The organism is Microbacterium sp. 10M-3C3, from assembly GCF_003931875.1.
In the GTDB taxonomy this organism is placed as follows: domain Bacteria; phylum Actinomycetota; class Actinomycetes; order Actinomycetales; family Microbacteriaceae; genus Microbacterium.
Genome location: NZ_CP034245.1, coordinates 358303 through 382569, shown reverse-complemented (window position 1 = coordinate 382569; position 24267 = coordinate 358303). Strand labels below are relative to the sequence as shown.

The 24267-nt window shown below is 72.2% G+C and carries 21 protein-coding genes and 1 tRNA gene; 2 read left to right on the top strand and 20 right to left on the bottom strand.

The features are described 5' to 3' along the window. Positions 1-2: 2 nt before the first annotated feature. The 16 genes from EI169_RS01705 to EI169_RS01630 form a co-directional block, all read right to left on the bottom strand. Entirely contained in the window at positions 3-353 is a 351-nt protein-coding gene (locus EI169_RS01705) for a hypothetical protein (protein ID WP_125130412.1), read from the bottom strand. Further along, entirely contained in the window at positions 353-1540 is a 1188-nt protein-coding gene (locus EI169_RS01700) for a hypothetical protein (protein ID WP_125130410.1), read from the bottom strand. The genes EI169_RS01705 and EI169_RS01700 overlap by 1 nt, the downstream gene beginning before the upstream one ends. A gap of 13 nt (positions 1541-1553) precedes the next feature. Further along, positions 1554-3923 carry a hypothetical protein gene (locus EI169_RS01695; protein WP_125130408.1) on the bottom strand — a complete coding sequence of 790 codons (2370 nt, stop codon included), beginning with the start codon at positions 3921-3923 and terminating at the stop codon, positions 1554-1556. Then, entirely contained in the window at positions 3923-5314 is a 1392-nt protein-coding gene (locus EI169_RS01690) for a hypothetical protein (protein ID WP_125130406.1), read from the bottom strand. Before EI169_RS01690 ends, EI169_RS01695 begins: the two co-directional genes overlap by 1 nt. Then, positions 5311-5778: a hypothetical protein gene (locus tag EI169_RS01685; RefSeq protein ID WP_125130405.1), complete on the bottom strand. Its 468-nt coding sequence runs from the start codon at positions 5776-5778 to the stop codon at positions 5311-5313. The genes EI169_RS01690 and EI169_RS01685 overlap by 4 nt, the downstream gene beginning before the upstream one ends. Next, on the bottom strand, positions 5775-7625 hold the full coding sequence (locus EI169_RS01680; protein WP_125130403.1) for a hypothetical protein: 1851 nt from the start codon (positions 7623-7625) through the stop codon (positions 5775-5777). The genes EI169_RS01685 and EI169_RS01680 overlap by 4 nt, the downstream gene beginning before the upstream one ends. Next, complete coding sequence (locus tag EI169_RS01675) at positions 7609-8160, bottom strand: hypothetical protein (RefSeq protein WP_125130401.1); 552 nt, start codon at positions 8158-8160, stop codon at positions 7609-7611. Before EI169_RS01675 ends, EI169_RS01680 begins: the two co-directional genes overlap by 17 nt. Then, a complete protein-coding gene (locus tag EI169_RS01670) occupies positions 8157-8654 on the bottom strand; it encodes a hypothetical protein (RefSeq protein WP_125130399.1) in 498 nt (165 codons plus the stop codon). The genes EI169_RS01675 and EI169_RS01670 overlap by 4 nt, the downstream gene beginning before the upstream one ends. Beyond that, positions 8651-10090 (bottom strand): polymorphic toxin type 4 domain-containing protein, encoded by a 1440-nt coding sequence (locus EI169_RS01665; protein WP_125130397.1) that lies wholly within the window; start codon positions 10088-10090, stop codon positions 8651-8653. Before EI169_RS01665 ends, EI169_RS01670 begins: the two co-directional genes overlap by 4 nt. Further along, the gene (locus EI169_RS01660; RefSeq protein ID WP_125130395.1) at positions 10087-12225 is read right to left on the bottom strand and encodes a hypothetical protein; all 2139 of its coding nucleotides are present in this window, start codon (positions 12223-12225) and stop codon (positions 10087-10089) included. The genes EI169_RS01665 and EI169_RS01660 overlap by 4 nt, the downstream gene beginning before the upstream one ends. Positions 12226-12985: 760 nt before the next feature. Then, positions 12986-13285: a hypothetical protein gene (locus EI169_RS01655; protein WP_125130393.1), complete on the bottom strand. Its 300-nt coding sequence runs from the start codon at positions 13283-13285 to the stop codon at positions 12986-12988. A 13-nt stretch (positions 13286-13298) separates the two neighbouring features. After that, complete coding sequence (locus EI169_RS01650; RefSeq protein ID WP_125130391.1) at positions 13299-13745, bottom strand: hypothetical protein; 447 nt, start codon at positions 13743-13745, stop codon at positions 13299-13301. A gap of 17 nt (positions 13746-13762) precedes the next feature. Beyond that, positions 13763-14959: a hypothetical protein gene (locus tag EI169_RS01645; protein WP_125130389.1), complete on the bottom strand. Its 1197-nt coding sequence runs from the start codon at positions 14957-14959 to the stop codon at positions 13763-13765. Positions 14960-14974: 15 nt separating this feature from the next. Beyond that, on the bottom strand, positions 14975-15865 hold the full coding sequence (locus EI169_RS01640) for a hypothetical protein (RefSeq protein WP_125130387.1): 891 nt from the start codon (positions 15863-15865) through the stop codon (positions 14975-14977). Positions 15866-15960: 95 nt separating this feature from the next. Beyond that, on the bottom strand, positions 15961-16716 hold the full coding sequence (locus tag EI169_RS01635) for a BTAD domain-containing putative transcriptional regulator (RefSeq protein WP_125130386.1): 756 nt from the start codon (positions 16714-16716) through the stop codon (positions 15961-15963). Positions 16717-17125: 409 nt separating this feature from the next. Continuing rightward, a tRNA-Ser gene (locus EI169_RS01630) sits at positions 17126-17216 on the bottom strand. A 116-nt stretch (positions 17217-17332) separates the two neighbouring features. Between EI169_RS01630 and EI169_RS01625 the strand changes: the two genes are divergently transcribed. Continuing rightward, entirely contained in the window at positions 17333-18286 is a 954-nt protein-coding gene (locus tag EI169_RS01625) for an L-lactate dehydrogenase (RefSeq protein WP_125130384.1), read from the top strand. 6 nt (positions 18287-18292) lie between these two features. Next, positions 18293-19027 (top strand): creatininase family protein, encoded by a 735-nt coding sequence (locus EI169_RS01620; RefSeq protein ID WP_125130381.1) that lies wholly within the window; start codon positions 18293-18295, stop codon positions 19025-19027. A gap of 180 nt (positions 19028-19207) precedes the next feature. Here the strand turns inward: EI169_RS01620 and EI169_RS01615 are convergent, their stop codons facing one another. The 4 genes from EI169_RS01615 to EI169_RS01600 are packed head-to-tail and all read right to left on the bottom strand — an operon-like array spanning position 19208 to position 24262. After that, positions 19208-20818, bottom strand: a complete 1611-nt coding sequence (locus EI169_RS01615; protein WP_125130379.1) for an ABC transporter ATP-binding protein — start codon at positions 20816-20818, stop codon at positions 19208-19210. After that, complete coding sequence (locus EI169_RS01610) at positions 20815-21612, bottom strand: ABC transporter permease (RefSeq protein ID WP_125130377.1); 798 nt, start codon at positions 21610-21612, stop codon at positions 20815-20817. The genes EI169_RS01615 and EI169_RS01610 overlap by 4 nt, the downstream gene beginning before the upstream one ends. Then, positions 21609-22652, bottom strand: a complete 1044-nt coding sequence (locus tag EI169_RS01605) for an ABC transporter permease (RefSeq protein WP_125130375.1) — start codon at positions 22650-22652, stop codon at positions 21609-21611. The genes EI169_RS01610 and EI169_RS01605 overlap by 4 nt, the downstream gene beginning before the upstream one ends. Then, on the bottom strand, positions 22652-24262 hold the full coding sequence (locus tag EI169_RS01600; protein WP_125130374.1) for an ABC transporter substrate-binding protein: 1611 nt from the start codon (positions 24260-24262) through the stop codon (positions 22652-22654). Before EI169_RS01600 ends, EI169_RS01605 begins: the two co-directional genes overlap by 1 nt. Positions 24263-24267: the final 5 nt, after the last annotated feature.

Below are 24267 nucleotides of genomic sequence, written 5' to 3'. Positions count from 1 at the left end.
GCTCACGCCGTCGACCACGTGGCGTCCGATCCCACCGACAGAGCGTTCCCATACGAGTCCTGCTCGCGGTCTCCGTCGACGAGCGGGGGCGATCCGCCCACCTTCAGCGCGCGCGTCTGCGGACGCAGCGTCACGGTCGATGTCTGCGAGACAGGTGATGACGGCGTGCTTGTCGTGTTCCCGGAGTAGGAGAACGTGCAGCGGGCCTCGACGACGATGGCGCGCCTGTCGCTCGTGAAGACCGATGTCGTCGTCTCGCTGATCGTGCCCGCCGACCAGGCGCCCGTGGAACCGGTCACCGGGGTGGTGCCGGGTGTCGCAGACACGTCGCCGGCACGCGCGACCGACGCCATCAGCGACCCACGAGGAGTCCGGCGACCCGGCTCTTGGCGACGACGTCGCGCAGAATGTCGTTGCTCACGTCGGCCCCGACGCTGCCGAGCGCGACGGCCAGCTGCGCGGTCGTCGTCTTGGCGAGGCCGCCCACCGTCGCGTCGATGCCCGCGCCCTCGAGCGCACCGCGGATCGCGGGATTGAGGCCGAGCACTTCCGCCGACGACCTGCCGAGCTTCACCGCGGTCGCTCCTCGCGCTGCGTCGTCGACGATGACGGTCTCCTTCATCGCGGCGGCGGTCGCGTCGGGGAGCTCCGACACCAGATGCTTTGCGATCACGTCGATCGTCCCTTCCGCCCCCTTGAGCTCGACGTCGGCGGGCAGGGTCGCCAAGACCGACGCCGCGCTCACGCCCGACGACAGCGTCGCTCCCGCGACGACGGTGCGCAAGTCCGCCACCGTCGCTCCCGGCTGCTCGATAACGGTACGGACCTCGGGAATGGCCACCAAGTCCTCCAGGTCGCGCACGACCTCGATGACCTCCTCAGGACGGACGTTCTCGGCGCGATAGGCGAGACCGGACGGGTTGACCTTGGGTCCGATTCCAGACCCGCCGATGGTCGCGCCGGCGAACTCGATCAGCTGGAAGTCGTCCCCGAGCTTCGCGACCCACGCGTTCTTCTCGCCCACCTTGACCGTGCCGAGCACGCCCAGGTTGCCGGGGGACGACGTCGCCGGCTTCAGCTGCTCCTTGATGTCGAAGAGGTCGTTCTGCATCGCGGTGATCTTGCTCTCGAGCTCGCGCACCACACCGAAGAGGTCGGCGCGCACATCGACGAGACCCGCGGCGAGGCGGAGGAACTGCGCCCGGATGGCGTCGAACTCGTTCTCGATCGCGTGGAAGCGCGCATTGAACCCCAGCTCTTCGGGAGTCGCGGATGCCTGCACCCGATCCTCCCCGTCGACCCAGTCCTGATGCGCGAACGCGCGCTGATACGTCACGACGTCGTCGGTTCGTGTGGCCTGCACGTCGGTGGCGATGTCGAACGGAAGCGGTCGCGAGTTGCCGACCGCGCCGACGTACCACCAGCCGAGGATCTCGCCGATCTTGGCCTCGGTCAGCCCCGAGCCCTTCAGCACGCCCGCGACCTGCTTCGTCGACGTGCCGTTGATGAGGATGTCGTCGTCGCTCATCGAGATGCCCATGATGTGCTCCTTGTCACGAGAGGTCCGCCACGTCGTCCCGGGCATCCCGGGTGAGCGGCCGGCGGCGCCGGTAGCGGGTGTAGCTGCGCGAGACGCGCCCGGAGAGGAGTCCCGGCGCGGCGCCGTCGACCGACACGTGGTCGCGCCGGATGTCGAACGTGTTGATCTCCACGCCGAGCGGGCACAGCTGCTCGAGGAGGTTCATGAGGTACCCGTACTGCTCCACGTCGAGCACCTCGTCCCCGGGCAGCTCGATGCGCACCTCGTACGGGTCGGCGCCGCCGCGTCGCACGTACGCCACGCACACGACGAGCAGGATGCCGGGGCGACGCGTGCGGAAGGACAGCTGACCGCCGATCCCCCGCGTGACCGTCACATTGGGTGCCGTGGCTCCGAGCTCGACGGGCTCCGGGTCTTCGGTCAGATCGATGACCGCCCACCTGTACATCGCCGGCGCCGGCTGCCCGGGGCGGTTGCTGCCTCCGGGGAGAGAAGAGACGGCGGCGAGCACCAGCATCCCGCTCCCCTGCGGGTCCGGCAGGAGCCGGACCGAGTGGAAGCCGGCGGCGGTCAGGTCGGCGAGGCGGTCGACGACGGCGTCGCGCCTGTCGCGCGCCTCCGCGCTGTCGGGTGCGAGACCGACGAGGCCGGGATCGAAGCGGTAGAGCAGCAGGAGGTCGAGGTCGTACTCCGACGCGACGCGCGCGGCGAACTCCTCGGGAGCGGCGGGGGCGAGCCCGATGCCGGCGAGCGGCGCGACCGCCGGGTCGAGCGGCACGGGCGGACGGGCGCCCAGCGCGGTGAGGGTCGTACGCAGCTGCGCCGGCGAGACGGGGTCGGGAACGGCGGCGCCGGCCGCCTGAAAGCGTTCGCCGGCGGCCGTCCACGCCTCGTCGACGAGGATGTGCCGGCCGCCGGTCTGCGCGCCGCGCAGCTTCGCGTCGAAGCGGACGTCGGCGGCTGCGGGGCTCTCGCCCGGCCCTTCGATCACGAGTCCCTCAGCGGAGAGCGGGGTCAGGTGCAGCTCGCCGCCCGAGAGCCGCGCGACATGAAGACCGGCCGACTCGAACAGCCACGCCCCCATCGGGTCGGATGCTCGGTCGCGCACGGGCGCCGCCGCGATCGCCGCTCGCACCTCGGGGTCGAGGTCGGCTCCGCCGCCCGGGTCGTCCTGCAGGTCGCGAGCCCGCGCGATCGCGCGATCGATCCTCGCGGCGGTGAGCGGCTTGAGAGTGAAGCCGAGGCCGAGGTCCAGGCGCGGGTCGGCCGTCACCGTCATGGCGGAGAGGAGGGTGAGCTCGCCCGATCCGGTCAGCGCGGAGAGCAGGCGCACCGCGCGGTCGAGCGATACGGCGGCGAGGATCGACAAGTACCGCCGGTCATCGTGCGGTTCGGCACGCGCGACCGCCTCGTCGAGGCGTTTGCGCAGCTCGATGCGCCGTGCGCGCACAGCGCGCGGAAGCCGCGCGGAAGGGTCGGCATCGAGGTCGAAGAGGAGCCCGCCCGCGGCGAGTCCGGCGAACCGCGCTCGCCACTCCCCCGCGGCTCCGCCGACCTGCACGATCCGGGCGGCGACGGCCAGCTCGGGCGTGGCGTCGACGATCCGGAAGCGGGATCGGATGCCCGCGGTGGACGGCAGGCCGGCGTTGCGGCCGGGGTCCGCCGCGCTCTCGGGCGCGCCGTTGAGCGCGGCCGCAAGGCCGGACGGCGTGGCGAGCGCCCACTGCGTGAAGATGCGGAGCCGAGAACGGTACGTCTCGTCGTCTTCGCCGTCGAGTCGTGGCACGCCGTGATCGGCGCCGATCGCGTCGAGGCCGGCCATGCGCGCGAGCCCGACGTGGCGGCTCACCGCGATCTCGCGGAGCATCGTCATGGTGCGCTGCCCCTCGAACGACAGGAGGTACGCGAGCCTCGCCAGGTCGCCGTCGACGAGCACGCCTTCGAGGAGATCGGATGCCGCGACCGCCGAGAGGGGTGCCCCCGTTGCGCGCGCGATCGCGACCGCGGGGTCGCTCGCCGCATCCCGATCGCTCACGCGCCACGCGCGCACGGTCACCCGGATGCGCCCGAACCCGGGAGCGGCGGGATCGGGCGTCGGCACATACAGGGGCAGCAGCGACCCGCCTTCGGTCCACGCGGTGAACACCGTCGGACGCAGGTCGACGGCTCCCACGGCGGCGCGCACGACCACGGCCTCCCGAGCGAGCCCGCGCCGCACGCGCACGAAGATCGCCGGCGCCCGCGTCGGCCGGAGCGTGTCGATCGTGCCGTCCAGGAGCGGCAGGGGGGTGGTCGTCGAGGTGGGCTCGAGGGGCCCGCTGAGCAGGTCGAGCATGGCGGTCAGCCCCGAGGCGCCCGCGGGTCTCTCTTCGACGCGGCGCATCACACCACCCGCAGATCCGTCGTGGAGGCCACCAGCACCGGCACTTCGGATGCGCCGATCCTGATGTCGGCGCCGGGATCGACGACCTCCGCAACCCACTGCTCGTTACCGCCGACGTGCCCGCGGCCGAGCCGAGGCGGGTAGCGGACGAGGCGCAGGTCCTTCACGTCGACGATGCCGGGCTCGTTCATGACGGACCACATGATCTCGCTGAACAGCACCGGTTCACCGATGCGGAGGCGCCCGACGTAGCGTCGAACACGATCCTCGATGCGACCGACGAGCGCCGCGACAGCGCCGGGCGACGGCCCGTCGGGCGTCACCGGCAGCCCATCGACGACGATCCGGCCGCGGTACCCGACCCCCACCTGGTCGGCCTGTTCGATCGCAGGGGCGATGCCGACGGGTCGCACCTGGTCGACCGCCGCGCGGACTCGTTCGGCGAGCTGCCCCGGACCGTCCCAGATGGCGGCTTCCTCGCCAGCGACGAGCACGGTCACGAAGTAGGGGTTCGCGATGCTCCGCTGCTCGGTGAACAGCCGCTCCGCGAAGGCGAAGTTGCCGAAGATCGCGTGGTTGATGTCGAGACCGCCGTAGAGGTCCTTCACGATCACCTGCCGCACGCCGGGCACCAGCGACACCGCGACGCGAAGAGCATCCGGCGTCCACACGTTGCGCGGGTACGACAGGAGCAGATCGCGGTAGTCCTCGTCCGACCATGCCAGCGTTCCCCCCGTGAGCGGCGCGGTGTGGGTGATGGTGACGACGCCGGAGGCGACGAGCTCCGCCTCCGCGGCGACGGCCGTGTCGTCCGGGTCGACCGCGTCGATGAGTCCCGGACGGTCGCCCGCCACCTCCGCGGTGGGGTCGAGGTCTCCGGCCGGCCCGGGCTCGAAGGCGACCACGGCGGCCTGCGCCTCCGTGCGGTCCGCGTCAACGACAGCCCCGTCTCGCAGGAAGACCCCGACGCCTCCACGAGCCCGCAGCCGTGTGCCGCGCCACAGCCGCACCTGCGGCATCGAGGCAGGAAGGTCGCCCGCGAGCGTGAACGTCACGGCGCCGGTCGCGCGGTGGAATGGACGCGGGATGCCGAGCTCTGCCCCGAGCCGCGACAGCGCCTCGCCGCGCGCGGTCGCCACATGGCTCGATTCGTAGAGCAATCCGAGGTGCGACCAGACCCGCGCATCCTCGACGGATTGCAGCTCGAGAAGGGTCCGCAAGACGCTGCCGCTCGTGAGGTCGACGTCCGCGCCGAACAGCTCGCGCGCGAGGGCGATCTTCTCGGACAGCAGGCGCGCGACCGGCTTCGGCACGAACCCCCCGGCGGTGACGCCGAACTCGGCGCCCGACGCGGTCGTGCGGCTCAGCGCGGTGAGATCCCGATCGGTCATGTCAGCGACATCCCTTCTACGGACACGCTCGCGTCCCGCGAGATCACGGTGCGGACGCCGGCGCGGACCACGCGTCGGCGATCCGAGGGGTCGTCAGCCTTCACGCGCTCGAGCGCGACATCCGTGACCTCTCGCACGCGGGCGTCGGCGACGAGGGTCGCCTGGATCGACAACCTGAGAAGCTCTTCCGCCAGGGCCGGGGGCACATCGAGGGTCAAAACGCTGAGACCGGCGAACCCGAAGCCGGTGTCGAACGGGTCGGCCCCGAGCGGCGTGAGGAGCGCCACGGCGAGGTCCTGGGCGAGGTTGCTCACGCCCTCGACGAGTGCGAGCCGGCGAGCGCCGCCGGCCGCGGCATCCCACGACAGATCCCACCCGAGCCCCGACTCGGTGACGGGCACGAGGCCCAGTCCCCACCCCAGAGCCGCGCGCTCGGAAGCCGCGACCGTGTCGCCGTCGGTCATGTGACATCCACCCCCTGCTGTGTCTGCATGGTGATCTTCTTCGCTTCGATGCGCAGATCCTGGTCGGTGCGGATCGTGATCGCACCGTTGGCGGCGATCGTGATGGCGGCGTTGCCCCCGGCGCCGCGGATCGTGAGCTCGTCGTCGGAGGCGCCCGTGAGCCGTTCGCCGACGTTGGGCAGGTTCGACTGCCCGACCGTGATCTCGAATCCGCGCACGCGGATCGATCGGTGGCCTTGCGCATCGGTGAGGTCGCTCGTCACCTTCCCGCTCGGGCGGGGCGTATCGACCCGGCCCTCGCCGGTCGGCGACACGCCGATGGGGAGGGTGAGCCACCAGTCTCCTGCCTGACTGCGCGGCTCCTCCCCTTCCGACCACAGGGCCCCCGCCACGACGGCGTTGTGCACGTCCCCCTCGTGGTTGAGGTGCAGGACACGGGTTCCGGGATAGTGCGGGATGACCAGGCCCGTGCCGCCGAACGCGAACGGAGTCAGATACGGCTTGTCCGACAGGATCGTCGCGTCGCGCCCGACGGCGGCGCGCACGGGGAGGTTCGGCGGCTCGGTGCGAGCCAGTCCGCTGCGCACCTCGAGGCGCTGCGCATGCCGCGACCCGCCGGAATCCACGCTCTGCCCGGATACCCGCCCCACATCGATCACCCGGCGGTTGCGGGCGAGCGCGTGGATGCGCTCGTCGATCTCCTGGGCGGTGCGGTGCGCCTCCCCCGTGGACCCGGGACGCGCGGGGCCCGACCCGACCGCGACCACTGTGAGCCGCGTGATGAAGCCCGTCGCGGGGGCGAGCTGATGCGCGACTCCGGTGACCCGGAAGTCGGTCGGGGTCGTCGTCGCTCCGATGACGGCGCTCACGATGGGAGCCGCCATGACCCCGAGCGCCCCGAAGCCGCCGAGGACCGATGCCGCGGTGTCGGCCGCCGCCGGCGCCGTTGCAGGCAGAGATGCCTGCACGAGGTCGCCCGGTTTGATGTCGGCGCGACCGATGAGCGTGAGGCGGTACGAGTCGGCGAGCGCCGGCGCGTACGGGTTGTCGGCCTGCGTGGTCTCGTGGTGGAAGGGGGCGGGCGTCGCTTCGACGAGCCCGGTCGCCTCGGTGAGTCGATGCGTCGTTCCGCCGCGCACCGCCCGCTCCCATGTCCCCACGTGCACCGCGCCGTCGCGCACGAGGAGCGGTGAGCGAGCGGTCGCCTCGGGGTAACCCGCGCGTGCGACCATGTCGATCGCATCGATCACGTGCGAGGTTCGCGACGGCTCCGGTGTCGCCGACAGGGTGACGGGGTCGCCCTCCTGCTCGGTGCGGATGCCGGGGTCCGCGGCACGGCACAGGGCGGCGATCATGTCGGTCACCGAGCCGCGCGCAGGGAGCGTTGTCTCGCCGACGACGGCGCCGGCGAGCTTCGCCCACGTGAGGTCCACACCCGTGAACGTCGTGCGGTACCGGTCGTCGCCGACCGTCCGCTCGTATCCGCGTACCCTCCCGGTGAGGACCGGGACGAGCGCTGATCCTCCGACCTGACCGAGCCCCACGGCGTTCAGCGCGGGAAGGAAGCCGCCGCCGAACGAGCCTGGATGATCGCGCCATCCCAGGCGGATGGTCATGATGGGAAGCGGACCGGTCGTGATCCTCGCCACGTCGGCGTCGCGCAGGCCGTCGATCGTCACGCTGAAGGTGGGCGCGCGGAACGCCGCGTCGAACTCGATGCGGATGTCGGCGTCGTACCCCGAACGGTCGGCCGTGAAGTCCGCCGGCGCCTCGAGCGCACCCGGGGCAGCGGTACGGAACTCGACCGCCCAGCCCGCGTCGAACCCGACGCTAGGTGAGGCTGACATACGGATCCTCCTCACGCGCGGGCGGAGTGGCGACGACGGGGGAACCCGACTGCCACGCGATCGCGAGCCGGGCACCCGTCGCGCCGGTCGCGACCAGCGAGCCGGCGCTGATGACGACGTCCTCGACCCACAGGGTCCCGCGCAGGCCCGCCGCATCCCGCACCGGAAGCGGGCGCCCGGGGATCGCGGGCCACACGGTGATCACGCGGCGGCTCTCGTGCACGATGAGCGACACGAGGATGCGCTCGGGATCGAGCGTGTCGCCGGGGTTCGCCGCGAGCGCCGCGCGCGCTGCCGCATCGGCGGCGCGCCACGGGTCCGCGGGTGCCCGGACGCCCGTTCTGCGCTCACGCGCTGTCGCCGAGGCCCACAGCCGTCGATCGCGCTCGCTGGACAGGAGCGCGGCGAGGTCGGACGCGGCCGCGACGACCGACAGGCGCAGGGGCGCCGAGCGGCCCGGGCCGAGCGTCGCCGTCTGCGGGATGCCGGCGGCGGCGTCGAGCGCGACCGGTGCGAACCCGTCCGGGAGGGTCATGTCAGGAACTCCAGGGTCGACAGGGCCGCCGTCGACCCGAGATCCACGAGCGCATCGACGGGCCCCGGGCGCGGGACGTGGCGCATCGTGATCCCCACCTCGATCGTGTCGAGTCGCTGTGCGGACGCGGCGAACGTGAGCTCGCTGATCTGCATGTTGATGCGGGTGATCAGCGTGCTGACGAGCGTGACGCCGTTGACGTAGCCGCTCGTCCACGCGCCGAGCGAGCCGCCGGATCGGCTGGAGGCGGCGATGAGCTCGAGATCCTTCTTCCAGAGCAGCCGCTGAGGACCGACGAGGAGCGCGGACAGCGACACTGACTCCCCGGACGGCGACGCCGCAGTGCGGAAGGCCGATGCGCCGACGGGCGGCAGCGGGAACGATTCGGTCACCGTCATGCGGCTCACCGCGAAGAGCGGGATCGCGAGCGGAAGATCCACGAGCACCGCGGACGGGAGGTGGAGGAACTCCTCGAGGTGCGACCGCTCGCTCATCGCGCACCTGCCAGAGCGACGTCGGCGCCGGGGAGCCCCGGAGGGATGTCATGGGTGACGCTCCACGATCCGTCCGGGTGCACGGTGATCTCGAACGTGACCTTTGCGGGGCGGCCGGACGTCGTCACCTCGTAGCGGATCGACGACAGGACGTCGACGGCCTCGGGACTGCCGCTGGCCAGCGGTACGGCGAGCCGGCGCACCTTTGCGGTGATCGTGGCGTGCGGGTCCGCCCCCGTGTCACGCAGATGCCGGATGAGAAGCTCGATGCCCTGACGCTGCGCGATCTGGTTGACGCCCTCCGGGGCGAGTGCGAGCCCCGCGAAGAGCTCCGATCCGAAGCCCGGGCCGACCAGGTGCGCGCGCTGCCACCCGAAGAGGAAGGACGCGAGCCGCGCGGCGAGGCCCGGGGGCTCGGTGCGCAGCCGGCCGACCTCCCCGGCGCTGATCATGTAGCCCTCGAGGCCCACCCCCGGTACCTCGCCGCGGGCGAGGCCCTCGCGCATCGTCCCCTCCGCGCGGAACTCGGGGCTCCCGGACTGGAGCGCGTCGAACAGCTCGGCAGCGGGCGCCGACGTGACGAGATCGGGTCGGGCCCGGAGCGTCTCGCGAGCGGCCTGTGCCGCCTCGTGCGCTTCGTGCACGGCGCCGGGCGCGTCGGCACGCGGTGGGCGAGAAGGAGGGAGGACATCGTCGAGTGACGAGACCTCGAAGCCGCTGGCGTTGGCGCGCAGATGCTCGCCGGCGTAGTTCGTCATGCGGGCGAGCTCGGATGCCGCGGCTTCGGCGGCGGCGGCATCCGTCCCAGGATTCGCACGATAGCGATCGATGGCCGCCCGGAGTCGCTGCATCGTGCGCGTAAGTGCCGGATCGCGCGGGTTCGTGAGCGGGAGGCCGAGACCTGCTGCCTCGACTGTTCGGCCCTCGGCGTACGCCCGTGCGATCGCCTCCGCGCGCTCGAGCGCGTCGGCCCCTCGGCTGAGCGCGCGGTTGCGCGCCGAGATCGGGTCGGGCGGAAGGAGGTCGTCGAGGGCGTGGGCGAGATCGGAATCGGCGTTCTGCGCCTGCCGGCGAACGTAATCATCGAACGTCTCGAGCATCTCGATCGTCTGCGCGATGCGTTCGAGATCGGCGTGCCGCAGCGCCTCCGCGCGCGGGGCGACACCGGGTCGATTGCCGCGAGCGAGCTCGAGGTCGTCGAGGATGCGCATCAGTGCCTCGCGAAGGGAGTCGGTCACACGCTCCATCTCGCGCCCATGACCCCGTGCGGCCGTCATCAGCACACGCACCAGGATGTCGTCGAGCGAGTCTGTCCCGAGACGGAGTCCGCCCGCCTGCTCGATCGCGCGCCGCAACGATTGCATCTGGGCGGGCTCGTCGTGCGCCGCCGCCCGCAGAGCCGACCGCAGCCCTTCCGACGTCACCGTCATCGTCATCGCGCCGCACCCGTCGCCAGCGCGCCGAGAGCGGCATCCGTCTGCGGCAGCGTCCCGTGCTCCTGCGCCTGCCGCCGGATCCACGGCACGAGCGCCGGCGCGACGACGCGCGGCAGCACCGCGGTGATCGCGGCCATGACGACGGCCTCGGTCATCGCGTGTCTCGCCGCATTCGCCAGGAACTCCTCCGTCATCCGACGTGCCACCGCGGCGCGCGTCTCGGCGGCGGCCAGCCGGGCGGCCTCGCGAAGGCCGGTGCGCTCCGCCACGCGCAGCGCGGCGGCGGCCTCGCGCGCGATCAGGCGCGCCCCTCTGCCGACAGCGAGCACGTCGAAGATCGAGAAGGCGATCCCGATGCCGGCCATGAGCTGGGCCAGCTGCACGTCCTGCCAGCTCTGCAGCAGCTCGGGGTCATCGAGCGCGCGGTACAGGTCCGTGCGGGTGCGCGCGTCCAGAACATCGTGGATCGTGAAGGCCAGACCCGCGGCGCCGGTGATCGCCGCGGCCGCCACCGCGCCCAGCGGCGCGCACAGGAGCCCCAGCACGATGATCCCCGCCGTCGACGCGATGGTGAGGAGCACATCCCGGCTCTCCCGATGTGCGAGCGCGTCGTTCACGCCGTTGGCGTAGCGCCACACCGACCCGACCGCGGAAGAGAGCTCGCGATCGGCGAGCGCGTGGATGCCCTGGAGCTCGTAGCGCAGACCGCGCCAGTCGCGACCGCCCTCGCGCCGGATGTACTGGGATGCCTCGACCGCGAACTGCGCGCCGTCGTCGAGGTCCGCCGTGTCCTCGAGCATCCGCCGGTTCGCCGAGTGCATGTCCGCGAGCAGGTCGCGCACGAATCTCTCCAGGTAGCCGGGGTCGCGCGCCGAGTTGGCGGCGACCGCGGACAGGTTCTCGATCTGCAGGAACAGCGGATCGGTCATGTTGAGCAGCCGGCGCCGGTCGTTGATCGTCGACCTCAACTGCTCCTCCGTCCACTCCCGGCCGTTGTGCACCGCGACACGTCTGCCGTCGCGTCGCTCGATGCGGGAGTCGCCGACGATCGCGAGGATCGGCTCGGGCACGGACCCGAGAGGCGGCGGGAACGTCGTGACGTGACCCTCCAGGTCGGAGATGCTCTCGGGCTCCGAGAGCACGTCGCGGACGGTCCCGGTGACGAAGACGCTCGCGCTGTGCTCGATCGCCTGCAGGAGGACCGTCGGCCACAGGACGACGCGCCCGATCGTCTCGAGCTTGTCGCGCAGGTCGTCGACCGTGGCTGCGAAGTGCTGAGCACTCTGACGCGCTTCGATGGCGGCTCTCGAGCTCCGCAGCTGCTGCAAGAGCAGACAGCGGCAGGCCTCGGAGAAGACCGTCTCGAAGCCGTAGCGCAGTGCCGGCTCGAACTGGCGCGAGAAGTACATGAGCCAGAACCCGTAGTTGGGCCCGCTGTCCTCGCTCGTGCCGACGAGAGCGCGATTGCCGGGTCGGTCGTATTCGCTCACCACGTCGTCCACGAACCCGCCCACCTGGACGGCGAGGCGTGCGAGGTGGAGCAGGTCGTCCATGGCACGGCTGGCGCCCGGCTGCACGTCCACATACCCGTGGTTTCCGGAGCACTCCGGAGTGACAGTGACCCGCGAGCGCTCGTCGGACGCGATCGCGACCGCCGCGAGTCCGCGCGCCCTCCCCGCGATGGCCCGCGCGCAGTGCAGTGCGAAGGTGGCGAGATACGCGCACTCCGGGATGTCGAGGTCGGCCGCGAGGTGGCGCATGCGCGACTCCAAACCGCGGCCGTTGATAAGGCGATCGGACGTCGGCTCCATGAGGAAGGGCTCGCACACGAGGGGCGCGGTCGTGGCGCCCGGGGCGGACGGCCACCGCGCGTGCGGCAGCGCGCCCTCGGTGCGGCGCTCCGCAGCCCGCTCCGCTCCCTCCGAGACCGGATCGGCGACCCCGGTGCCGCCCGTGCCGGCGGGCCCCGCCGAGCCGTCGCCCCGCGGAGTCGGGGGGACGATCGACCCGCCGCGTCCGGCGACCGAGCGTCCGCCGGCGCCGTGGCCGCCCGCCCGAGACGGGGCGGCCTGGACGACGAACGCAATGCCGACCTGGGCGTCGGGATGGCCCCACGAGCCGTAGGCGTAGCCCACCCAGCCCCCGGGGAGGTCGGGGTGCGGGCGTAGATCGTGCCGATGGTCATGGCGTCGTCGCCTGTGTCCAGATACTCGTCCAGCAGGTAGGTGAAGGCGCCCCGGACGAGCTCACCGTTCCCGCCGAGCGCGCGCACATCGAGGATCACGACGTACCCCCAGAGCACGCGATCGGTCGTGCGGATGAAGCCCCAGTACCCGGGCTTCTCGCGGTCGATGTCGGGCCCGCGGCGCCGGTGAAGATGCCATTGCCAGGCCAGATCCAGCGCCTCCTGCACCGTGAGCACCTCGTCGGGGCCGGGGATGCGGGGGTGCACGCGGACCGTCTCGTCCCGCAGCGGCACCTCGGTCGTGCCGCCGTCGAAGAACGGCACCACGTAGGTCATGCCCGTCGGGTGCCAGCGCACACGCCCCGGGTCGAACGCCTCGACGGGCTCGCCCCGGGGTTGCGCAGCCGGCGGAGCAGGAGCCGGCCGGATGCCCGCGCGCTCGGCGCCCTCGCGCACGCCGGCCAGCGCCGCCTCCTCGAGCGCGGAGGGATGGGTCATCCGCGCCCCGTCGTTGAACGTCGCCGACGCGAGGGACGCGGCATCCATTCCCCACGTATCCCACGGCAGCGCGCGGCACGTGCGCTCCACCGCATCCGCCACCGATCTCCGCACCGTCGAGATGGGGAGGCGTCCGCCGGCCGAAGGCGTGACGCGCACCCGGAGCGGCACCCGCACGCGGTCGATCCCGACGCGTTCCCCTGCCACCGCGATCACCCCAGCGCCCGCGCCGACAGTGCCTCGCGGAGCCGGCGCAGCGCCACGTCGGCCGCCGCCTCGGCGATCTCGTCGGTCGAGGGCCCCACCTCGATCGTCACAGCGAACTCGAGCGTGAGCGCGGCGCCCTGCGCAGGAGTCGGACGGATGTCCGCCCCGCCATCGCCGGCGGGTACCACGACCTCGCCGCGCCGCACGAGCCCGAGACCGGTGCGCTCGACACGCCCGCCGAGCGGACGGGCAGCGGCGTCATCGCGCGCGAGGGCGTCGGGATCGGTCCGCCCGAACTCCACCATGACCGTCGCCCGGTCACGTGGTGAAGGTCGGACGCACGAGGGCGCCGAGGTCGTCTTGTGCCTGCGCCTCCCGGCTGACGCCCGAGAACGTCGCCACGGGCGCCCCCGTCGGGCTCGCATTGGACGGCGCGGCGGAGGTGATGATGCACTTGCGCAGCACGACGTTGACGAAGTCCCACTCGCCGGTGCTGCCGGACTGCTCGTACAGCGCGATCTCGAACTCGGTGCCCTCCAGCGCGAGTCGCGTGAGCTGTGCGGCCGCGCCCCCGATCGCCTTGACGGAGATCGAGAAGGTGAAGCTCGAGGGGTTCGCGATGTAGCCGATGTGGGTCGCCTCGATCGAGTGGATCACCTCGGTGTTGAGCGCGAAGTTCGGTGAGAACGAGTCGACGGGGGTCAGCGGATTCGCGGTGTTGCTGTTCACCACGACCGCGAGCCTCGTGGAGGTCCAGGTGGCCATCTTGTGCCTTTCGTGGCTCAGGCCCGCAGGGCCAGGTTGATGTCGAGGAAATGGATGGCGCCGGCGTAGGTCACGGTCAGCAGAATCTCGACGATGCGGCTCGTCCGTGCGTTCGTGAGCGTCTGAGCCGACCCGGGCGACCGGTCGGCCTCTTCGGTCTCCAGGATCGGGAGGAGCGGCACGTCCACCGTGTAGCCGTCGAGCACGCGGGAGGCGACGAGAGGACCGAGGATCGCATCGATCCGCCCGACGAGGCCCTGCAGGCCGAGCCGGTCGATGCGGACGTTGCCGATGACGCCGATCAAGCCGGCCTTCAGCCGGTACTCGATGTCGTCGAGAACCCGCACGACGTCGACGTACAGACGCCCGGGGTCCGCAGTGTTGTAGCTGCGGCCCGACCCGATGAAGATGCCGTCGCCGGCGACCAGCTCGGGGTCGATGAGCGGGATGATGGCCGCCTCCGCGAGTTGCGTGACCTCCGACCCGGTGAACTGCCGCGCGAGCGGCACGCGCACCCCGCGCACCTGCTTGAGCAGCACGCTCACGTGCGGCGGATAGCCCGCGATCGCCGCCATGGTCGCCGCGGCGAGGTCGGAGGAAGGATCCCCGGCGGTCGTGGCGACACGCGCCGCGACGAGGATCATGCGCCCCTCGTCGTCGGCGAGGTCGCCGTACGCGTCGTCCGCGGCCTCGGCGAAGGTGTCGCCCGCGGCCACCGCGAGATCGGGGTTGACCATGGCGACGCCCATGCGCTTGTTGCCGGCCGAGCTGGCGTCGGCGACGTGCGTGGCGAGGGCCGCCAGTGCGTCGGGCGCGGTGACGCGAGCGAGCGAGACGAACTGCACCGGTGCGGCCGCGACGGCGGCGAGGCCGCCGGCGTAGTCGGGGTCGCCGCCCGCAGTGTCGCCGGTGGCGACCGCGTAGATGCGCGAGGGTCCGGGCGACTGGGCGAGGATGTCGCGCAGCGAGTGGTAGAGCGGTCCGGCGTCGGCGCCGTCGTTGGAGATCGCCCCGGAGGCGTCGACGTCGGCGAACAGACGCCGCGCGTCCGCCTCGCTGCCGATCATCTCCGGCTCGCCGGCGGTCGCGGTGCCGAAGCCGCCGGCGTCTCCGACGATCGCGACGTTGCCGAACGCGCGTGTGGCCACGGGCGTGAGGCCGCGCGTGTCGATGGTCACCCTGATATACGGGTACTCCGCCACGGGGATGGACATGGGACTCCTCTCGAGTCAGACGGCCAGCGGGACGATCCCGGCGGCGCGGAGGCGCGTGGTGAGCTCGGCGAGCCGGCTCGCGCGCCGCTGGGTGTCGTTCGCTGGGTTCTGCCCGGCGACGAGCGGGAGGTCGACGTCGTCGAGGGCGGCGACCGGGAAGAGCAAGAGCGCGGGGAAGTCGACGCGCAGCCGGGCGCCGCGGGGCTCCAGAGGCGGGTCGAGGAGGTGCCCGACGCCGCGCCGACCGTGCGCGAAGGCGGCCACGGCGTCGACGAGTCCCGTCGCGAGCTCGTCGATGGCGCGGGCGAGCACGGTCATGCGGAACGCGCGAGGACTCGGGGCCGTCGTGGCGTCGCTCACGAGCGTCACGACCAGCCGGGAGGGCTCGCGCGGCGAGGCGAAGCTCGCGCGCAGCGAGTCGAGGTCGGTGACTCCGCGGCGCCGCAGCGCTTCGGCCAGTCCAGCGGATTCCGACTGCGGCATGCGCGCGCTCACGGCCGCGAGCGCGGCGTCGAAGTCGGCCGCCGCGGCGAGCGCCGACCGAAGTCCTGCGAGGTCCTCGACCTCGACGTCGGTCACCTCCGTGACCACCCCGCGTGACGCCGCCGTCACCGTGACATCGAGCAGCGCGTGGACGCCGGCATCCGTCCGTTCGCCGAGCTCACCCGTCCACTGCCACTCCCGAGCGCTCGTCGCCTCACGCGCGACGATCGACACCTGGCGCGCCCCGACGACCTCCGGCGTCACTATCGACACTCGGGCCTGGACGTCGGAGACATCGCCCACCGCGAGATTGTCGAAGACGTAGGCGGCATCCAGCAGCGCGCGACCGACGGCGTCGGTGAGCAGCGCGTCGAGCTCTTCGGCCCCGAGCAGGCGCAGCACAGCGCGATCGACGAATCTCATGCGACGGCCCCCGTCATGAGCGAAGCGTGCACCCGGCCGCGTCACCGAAACGCCACTGCGGCGTCACCGGCCGCGCGCGCGAGCACGACGCGCCGTCAGTTCGCGGCGAGCACCCGTCCCGCGACGTGCGGCCGCAGCAGGTCGGCGAATCGAGCGGACGGCTCGGCACCGAGCTCGCGGCGCACTCTGCCGCGGTAGTCGCGGAACACCCGGACCGCCTCGAACACGTTCCCCTCCTCCAGGTGTACGGAAGCGAGCGTCCGGTGCGCACTCTCGCGGAGCGGCTCGATGCGGACCGCGGCCATGGCCGCCTCGATCGCATCGGCCGGCCGGCCGTAGCCGGCGAGACCCGCCGCGAGGGACTCGAGGGCGTGCAGCATGCGCTGACGGATCGCCTCGCGCTCGAACGCGACCCAATCCTCGTACCACCCCGGGAGCAGGTCCACCGCGGTCACGAGCTGCGGCGGCACGGCGAGGTCGGGCGGGCTCGAGGACCCGAGGATCACGCGGTCGGCCCATGCACAGAGCACCGCGACGTCCACCACCGCATCCTCGCTCAGCCGGACGCTGTGCGCTTCGGATTCGACCACCGTGATGCCGGCTCCGCGCAGCCGCCACAGCGCCGTGCGGAGATTGCCGGACGCACGCTCATCCGAACCGTCCGGCCACAGGCTGCAGGCGACGAACATGCGATCGACCGGCCCGGAATGCAGCGCGAGGAACGCGACGAGGCGCTTGCTCCCCTCGGGCACGGCGATGCGCAGGCCGCCCTGCGTGACGCTCGGACCGTCCAGCAGCGACACGTGCGGGGCCGGATGGATCCCTATCGAGGTCGTCTCCACCGCGAGCATGGGGCATCCTCACTCCTGCTCCCCGGGCGGGAGAGAGTCACCCCGCAGCCCCCGGTGCGGACGTGCGCGACGCAGCGATCGATCTCGTTCGATCCCCGCGTCCTCGCCGGCTCGCGCGAGGGCTCGTGATCCCGAACGCACGATGCTCACCCCCTGCGCTACCGGTGGTCGCGACCTTTACGTGGACAACTATGGACCCGCGACGCGTGGCTCCGCTGTCGCCCATTCGGGGGACACGTCGAGGGCGCTCCGTCCCGTCCCTGTTCTCGCACGCGCCGGACGACCGCGAGTGGAACTCGGACGCTCCGAGCGCAGGCGCGCCTTGTCCACGTTCAGCCTGCGCTCTTCGCGACCCAAAACAGAAGCCCCGCGATCCCAGTGTTTCCAGGGGGTCGCGGGGCTTCTCAGCTGGCGGTGACGGTGGGATTTGAACCCACGGTAGGGGGTTACCCTACACAACTTTTCGAGAGTTGCACCTTCGGCCGCTCGGACACGTCACCGCCGACCAGTTTACGACACGCCGCGCGCACGCGCGAACCGGCGACCGCAGCCCGCGATGCTTCGGCGTCGAGACACCGCGGTGCGCACGCACGGGCCGACGCGGGAGGATGACGGCATGAGCGTGATCGAGAACTCGAAGGTGACCGTCGTGGGTGCGGGGAGCGTCGGATCGAGCACGGCCTACGCCGCACTCATCCGCGGGTCCGCGCGCCACGTCGCGCTGTACGACATCGCGACGGAGAAGGTCGAGGCCGAAGTGCTCGACCTCGCGCACGGCACGCAGTTCACGGGCACGAGCGATATCGTCGGCGGGAGCGACATCGCCGTCGCCGCCGGGTCGCACGTCGTCGTCATCACGGCGGGCGCGAAGCAGAACCCCGGCCAGACGCGCATCGAGCTCGCCGAGACCAATGCCCGCATCATCCGCACGATGATGCCCGAACTGCTCGAAGTCGCCCCCGACGCGATCTACGTCATCGTGACGAACCCGTGCGACGTGCTGACGGTGCTCGCGCAGGAGGCGACGAACCTGCCCGTCGAGCGCATCTTCGCCTCCGGCACGGTCCTCGACACGTCCCGGCTGCGCTGGCAGCTGGCCCGGCGGGCGGGCGTCGCCACGGCGAGCGTGCACGCGCACATCGTCGGCGAGCACGGTGACACCGAGTTCCCGCTGTGGTCGCGCGCGACGATCGGCACCGTCCCGATCCTGGAATGGGAGGCACCTGGGCACCCGCGGATGACCCGCGAGGAGCTGGATGCGATCGCCGTCGAGGTGCGGAACGCGGCGTACCGCGTCATCCGCGGGAAGGGCGCCACGAACTACGCGATCGGCCTGTCGAGCGCCCGGATCGTGGAGGCGATCCTGCGCGACGAGCACGCCGTCATGCCGGTGTCGACCGTGCTCCACGACTTCCACGGCATCGAGGGGGTCGCGCTGTCGGTGCCGTCGCTCGTGAGCGCGTCGGGGGCGGTGCCGATCCGCGGCACGACGTTCTCCGACGACGAGCTCATGCTGCTGCGCCGCTCCGCCGACGCGCTGAGCACGGTCGCCGCGAGCCTGCGGGGCTGATCCGGGATGCTGGAACTCGCCCACGCGACCTGGACAGACGTCGCCGCGTTCCTTGAGGCCGGCCCCCGTGTCGCGGTGCTTCCGTTCGGCGCGCTCGAGCAGCACGGCCCGCACCTGCCGCTGTCGACGGATACCCTGCAGGCCGGCGAGCTCGCGCGACGCCTCGCCGCCGACCTCGACGCCGCGCTGCTCCCGGCGATCCCACTCGGCAACACGTGGAGCAACGAGGCGCTGCCCGGCACGGTGTCGCTGGCCGCCGACACGGTGGCGTCCGTGTGCGCGGATGCGGCGGCATCCGTCGAGCGCATGGGCTTCGCGCTGCTCGTGGTCGTCAACGGCGACTTCGGCAATCGCGTGCCCCTGCAGCGGGCGGCGGAGGCGAGTGCGGCGCGGGGCGGCATGCCGGTCGTCGTGCTCGACTATCCGGGCCTCGTCGAGATCGGTGACGAGGTCAAGGAGACGCCGTGGGCGGCGCCGGGCCTCTGCCACGCCGACGAGATCGAGACGTCGATGGTGCTCGCAATCGCGCCGGGCCTCGTGCGCGGCGACCGGCTGGCACCCGAGTATCCCGAGATGCCCGCCGACTTCGGGCTGCGGCAGATGGCGCTCGCCCCGCTGTCGCGCAGCGGCGTGTTCGGCGACCCGCGGCCGGCGACCGCGGACAAGGGCGAGCGGATCCTGGCGCACGTCGCCGCCGAGAGCGCGGCGATCGTCCGCCGCATCCTGTCCGCCCTCCGCTGACGCGCGGGTCCGCGCGCAGAAACAGGCGAATCGGCCGAATGCAGTACGTTCGGCGCTGATTCGTACTGATTCCGGCCGATTCGCCCGCTCTCGAGCGCGGATGGAGCCTGGATCGAGCCTGGATCGAGCCTGGATCGAGCCCGGATGGAGCCCGGATCTAGCCCGGTCTCGTGCGCCGGGTCAGCGGGCGCGCGTGCCGGGGATCGCGCCCAGGAGCTCCTGCGTGTAGGCGTGGGCGGGGCTGCCGAAGATCTGCGCGACCGGGCCCTGCTCGACGATCCGGCCGCGCCGCATGACGGCGACGTGGTCGGAGATCTGGCGGATGACGCCGAGGTCGTGCGAGATGAAGAGGTACGTCAGCCCGTGCTCGGCCTGCAGGTCGACGAGCAGCTGGAGCACCTGCTCCTGCACAGACACGTCGAGCGCCGACACCGGCTCGTCCAGCACGATGAGCTCGGGTCGCAGGGCGATCGCCCGCGCGATCGCGACGCGCTGCCGCTGACCGCCCGACAGCTCTGCCGGCCGGCGGCGCAGCAGCTCGGGGGCGAGCCCGACGTCCGCGAGCAGCTCGCGCGCGCTCGCGCGACGCTGCGCCCGCGGCACGCCGAACGCCTGCAGCGGCTCGGCGATGATGCGCTCGACGCTCATGCGCGGGTCGAGCGAGCCGAACGGATTCTGGTAGACGACCTGGATGCGGCGGCGCAGCTCGCGCAGCGCTCCCCCGCGCACGGGCAGGATGTCGCGGCCGTCGAACACGACGGATCCCGCGTCGGCCTCGACGATGCGCGCGATCATTCGCGCGGTGGTGCTCTTGCCCGACCCGGACTCGCCGACCAGGGAGAACGTCGACCCGCGCGGCACGGCGAACTCGACCGCGTCGACGGCGGCGATCTCCGCGCCGCCGGAGCGGTATGTCTTCGACAGGCCGGTCACCTCGAGGAGCGGCGCGTCGGTCGCCGGGATCTCGCGCGCCACGACGTCGGCACGGGGGCGCAATCGCTCGCTGTGCAGGCCGGGCGCGGCGGCGACGAGGCGCTGCGTGTACGGATGCTGCGGCGCGGCCAGCACGTCGGCGGCGCGTCCGGTCTCGACGATCTCGCCGCGGTTCACCACGACGATGCGGTCGGCGCGGTCCGACGCGACCGCGAGGTCGTGTGTGACCAGCAGCACGGCCGTGCCGTGGGAGGCGGCGAGCGCCTGCATCCGGTCGAGCACGTGACGCTGGACGGTGGCGTCGAGGGCGCTTGTGGGCTCGTCCGCGATCACGAGCTCGGGTTCGCACGACCACGCGATGCCGATGAGGATGCGCTGACGCAGACCCCCCGACAGCTCGTGCGGGTACTGCCGGGCACGCACGGCGGCGTCGGGCACCCCGACCTCGTCGATGATCTCGACCGCGCGCGCGTGCGCGTCGGCGCGCGTGAGCCCCCGATGCCGCTGGAGGGTCTCGGCGATCTGCTCGCCCACCCGCATGAGCGGGTTGAGGCTGTGCGAGGGATCCTGCGGCACGAAGCCGATCCGCTTGCCTCGGATGCGGCGGAGCGCGACCGTGGCGGTGCGCACCAGGTCGCTGCCGCCGAAGCGGATCTCCCCGCCGCGCAGGCGTGCCGCATCCGGCAGCAGCCGCACGATCGCGTGCGCGAGGGTGCTCTTGCCCGAGCCGGACTCGCCGACGATCGCGACGATCTCGCCGGGGGCGACGTCGAGGTCGACGCCGCGGAGGGCAGGGTGGGCGCGCGCGCCGCGGCCGTAGTCGACGCGCAGGCCGCGCACCTCCAGCAGAGCGCTCATCGCTCCCCTCCCACCGATCGGGCGACGCGGTTGACGGCGAGCACGACCGCGAGGATCACGGCGCCGGGAAGGATGCTCAGCCATGGCGCGATCGCGACGTAGTCGCGGCCCGCCGACACGAGGGCACCCCACTCCGGCGCGGGCGGCTGCGCGCCGAAGCCGAGGAAGCTCAGCGCCGACACCGACAGGATCGCGAGGGCCAGCTCGAGCGAGGCCATCGCGACGACCGGGCGCGCCGCGTTGGGCAGGACATGTCGGACCAGCACGGCCGGCCCCCGCGCTCCCAGGGTGCGCGCGGCTTCGACGTACTCCTCGCCGCGCACGCGCAGCACCTGCGCACGCATGACGCGGGCGAACGACCCCGCGGCCCCGAGACCCACACCGAGCGCGATCGACAGCGGCCCGAACCCGAGCGAGGCGACGACGATGAGGGCGAGCAGGATGCCGGGGATCGCGATGAGCACATCGACGAAGCGCATGACGACGAAGTCGACCGGGCCGCCGACGTAGCCCGTGACCAGTCCCACGATCGAGCCGATGAGCGCGCCGGCGACGACCGCGAGGACGGCGGCCGAGACCGACAGCTGCGCGCCGTAGACGACGCGCGAGAAGACGTCGCGGGCGAGGTGGTCGGTGCCGAAGAGGTGCTCGGCGCTCGGCGGTGCGAGACGCGCCGAGCCGACCGAGTCGTAGGGGTCGTACGGCGCCAGCAGCGGCGGCGCGAGGATCGCCGCGACGACGAGCGCGAGGAACAGCGCCGAGACGATGAGCCCGGGCTTGCGGAGGAGGCTCATCCGGCGACCTCCGCGACGGCCGCGCGCGGGCGGCGGCGGCCGTCGGTCAGGCGTGTGCGCGTGCGCGGGTCGATGACGCCGTACAGGCCGTCGACCACGAGCGTGACGACGGCGTAGACGACCGAGACGACGACCACGACGCCCATGACGACGTTGATGTCGCGCGCGAGAACGGCGTCCACCGTGAGGCGGCCGATGCCGTCGCGCGAGAAGACGGTCTCCACGACCGCGGTGCCTCCAGCGAGGTAGCCGATCTGCAGGCCGATGATCGTGATCGAGGGGAGCAGGGCGTTGCGCAGCACGTGCCGCACGACGACCGTGCGCTGCGCGAGGCCCTTCGCATTCGCGGTGAAGACGAACGGGCTCGCGCCGGCGTCGAACACGGCCGCGGAGAACACCTGGAAGAAGATCGCACCGGTCGGGAGGGCGAGCGTGATGCCCGGCAGCACGATGCTCGCGAAGCCGGTGCTGCCGGATGCGGGGAACCAGCCGAGTCCGAACGAGAACACGCTGATCAGCACGAGCCCGGTGAGGAAGGCGGGGGTCGCGATGCCGAGCGGCGGAATCTGCGTGACGACGCCGCGCAGCCATGCCAAGCGGGCGACGTACGCCCACACCGTGAAGGCCAGCGCGCCCACGAAGCCGAGGATGAGGGCGAAGACGGCGACGGCGGCGGTGTTGGGGAACGCGCGACCGACCATGTCCACGACGGGCTGGCCGGTCGCGATGGAGATGCCGAGGTCGCCGCGCACGAGGGCCACGAGCCCAGTCAGGTACTGCTGCCACGGCGGGCCGTCCAGGCCGTAGCGCTCGCGCAGCGCCTGCAGCTCGGCCGGGTCGGTGGAGGTGGCGTCCCCACCGCGCAGCGACAGCGCGGCGAGGACGGGGTCGCCGGGCAGCGCGTGGATCAGCACGAACGCGACGGTGTACGTCGCCCACACCACGAAGACGCACTGAGCGATCTTCGGGAGGAGGAAGCGGGCGACCGCGGCCGCCCCTCCCGTTCGCGCGGATGCCGCGCGCTGCTCCGGCTGGGCCATCAGTCCGAGACCACCCGCGCGTCGTAGAGGTGCAGACGCGAGGCGGAATCGAACGTGACGCCGTCGACGCCGACGCGCGAGGCGTGCAGCTGTACGGTCTCGAGCGTCGGGATGACGTACGCCTTCTCGGCCACGATGCTCTGGATCTCGTCGACGAGCTTCTGACGCGCCGCCGCATCCGCCGTCTGCGACTGCTCCTGCAGGAGCGACTCCAGCTCGGGGTCGTCGACGATGCCCCAGCGCGACGGCGACGCCGTCGACAGGAGCGTGCGGAGGGCGTCGGGGTCGGTGCGCGTGAGGCCCGCGCCGAGCGCGTCGTAGTCGCCCGAGGCGATCGCACCGAAGAAGTCGCCCGAAGAGACCATCTTCAGCTGCAGGTCGATGCCGACGTCCTTCAGCTGGATCTGCGCGGCCTCGAGCACGTCCTGCGCGTAGAACGCGGTGACCGTGAAGCTCAGCCGCTGCCCGTCCTTGGCGTAGATGCCGTCGGAGCCGAGCGTCCAGCCGTCGTCCTCGAGCAGGTCCTTCGCGCCGTCCGGGTCGTACGCGAGCACGTCGCCGAGGTCGGTGTAGCCGGGCGTCGACGAGGTGAGCACGCTCGTGGGGGCCTTCCCGCTCTGCGAGCCGGCGAGCACGTTGATCTTGTCGCGGTCCAGGCCCTGGGTCACGGCCTGGCGCACCTTCTCGTCGGCGAGCACGCCGCGGCTCGTGTTCACGACGAACGAGTTGGGAACGCCCGGGTTGGCCTTGGCGTACAGGCGGTAGTCGGGGGTGCTGAAGCGCGGCTCGTCGACGTAGGGCAGGTCCTGGATGACGTCGTACTCGCCCGACTCGAGGCCGCCGGTGCGCACGCTCGGCTCGGTGATGATCGGGAAGCTCACCTTCTCGAGGTAGGCCTCGCCCTCGTGCTCGCGGAGCTCGGACGCCCAGTCGTAGCCGTCGCGGCGCACGATCTCGACGGAGTCGTTGGGCGTGTAGGAGTCGAGTGTGAAAGGACCGGTGCCCACGATCGAGGCGCAGCGCGCCTCCGCGGGCTGCGCGACGGTGTCGGCCGACAGGATGCCCAGCGACATGGTCGTGGCGCCCTGCTGGAACTGCACGTTCGGCGCGGAGAAGTTCACGGTGAAGTGCGCGTCGTCGGTCACCTCGGTGCCGGCGTAGCCCGCGAGGTAGCCGTTGGCCAGCGACGCGGCCGCGCCGAGCCCCTTGATGGCGTCGAAGTTCGCGGCGACGACCTCAGAGGTCAGCGGCGTGCCGTCGCTGAAGGTCACGCCGTCGCGCAGCGTGAAGGTGTACGACGTGAGGTCGTCGCTCACCTCCCACTCGCTCGCGAGCCACGGCACGATCTCACCGGTGTCGGGGTTCTGATCCAGGAGCGAGTCGGTGAGCTGCCGGCCGACGATGAGCGACGTCGTGACCGACGTCTGCTGCGGGTCGATGCAGGCCGGGTCCTCCTTGAGCGCGAAGACGATGTCCTGCGGCTGGTCGGCGGCAGGGGTGGACGACTGCTCGGCGGTGCCGGCGGCACATCCGGCGAGCGCGAGCAGCGCGACGCCGGCGACGGCCGGCACCGCGGCCCGGCGCGCGGCGCGGGAGCGGGTGTGGATCACGGGAT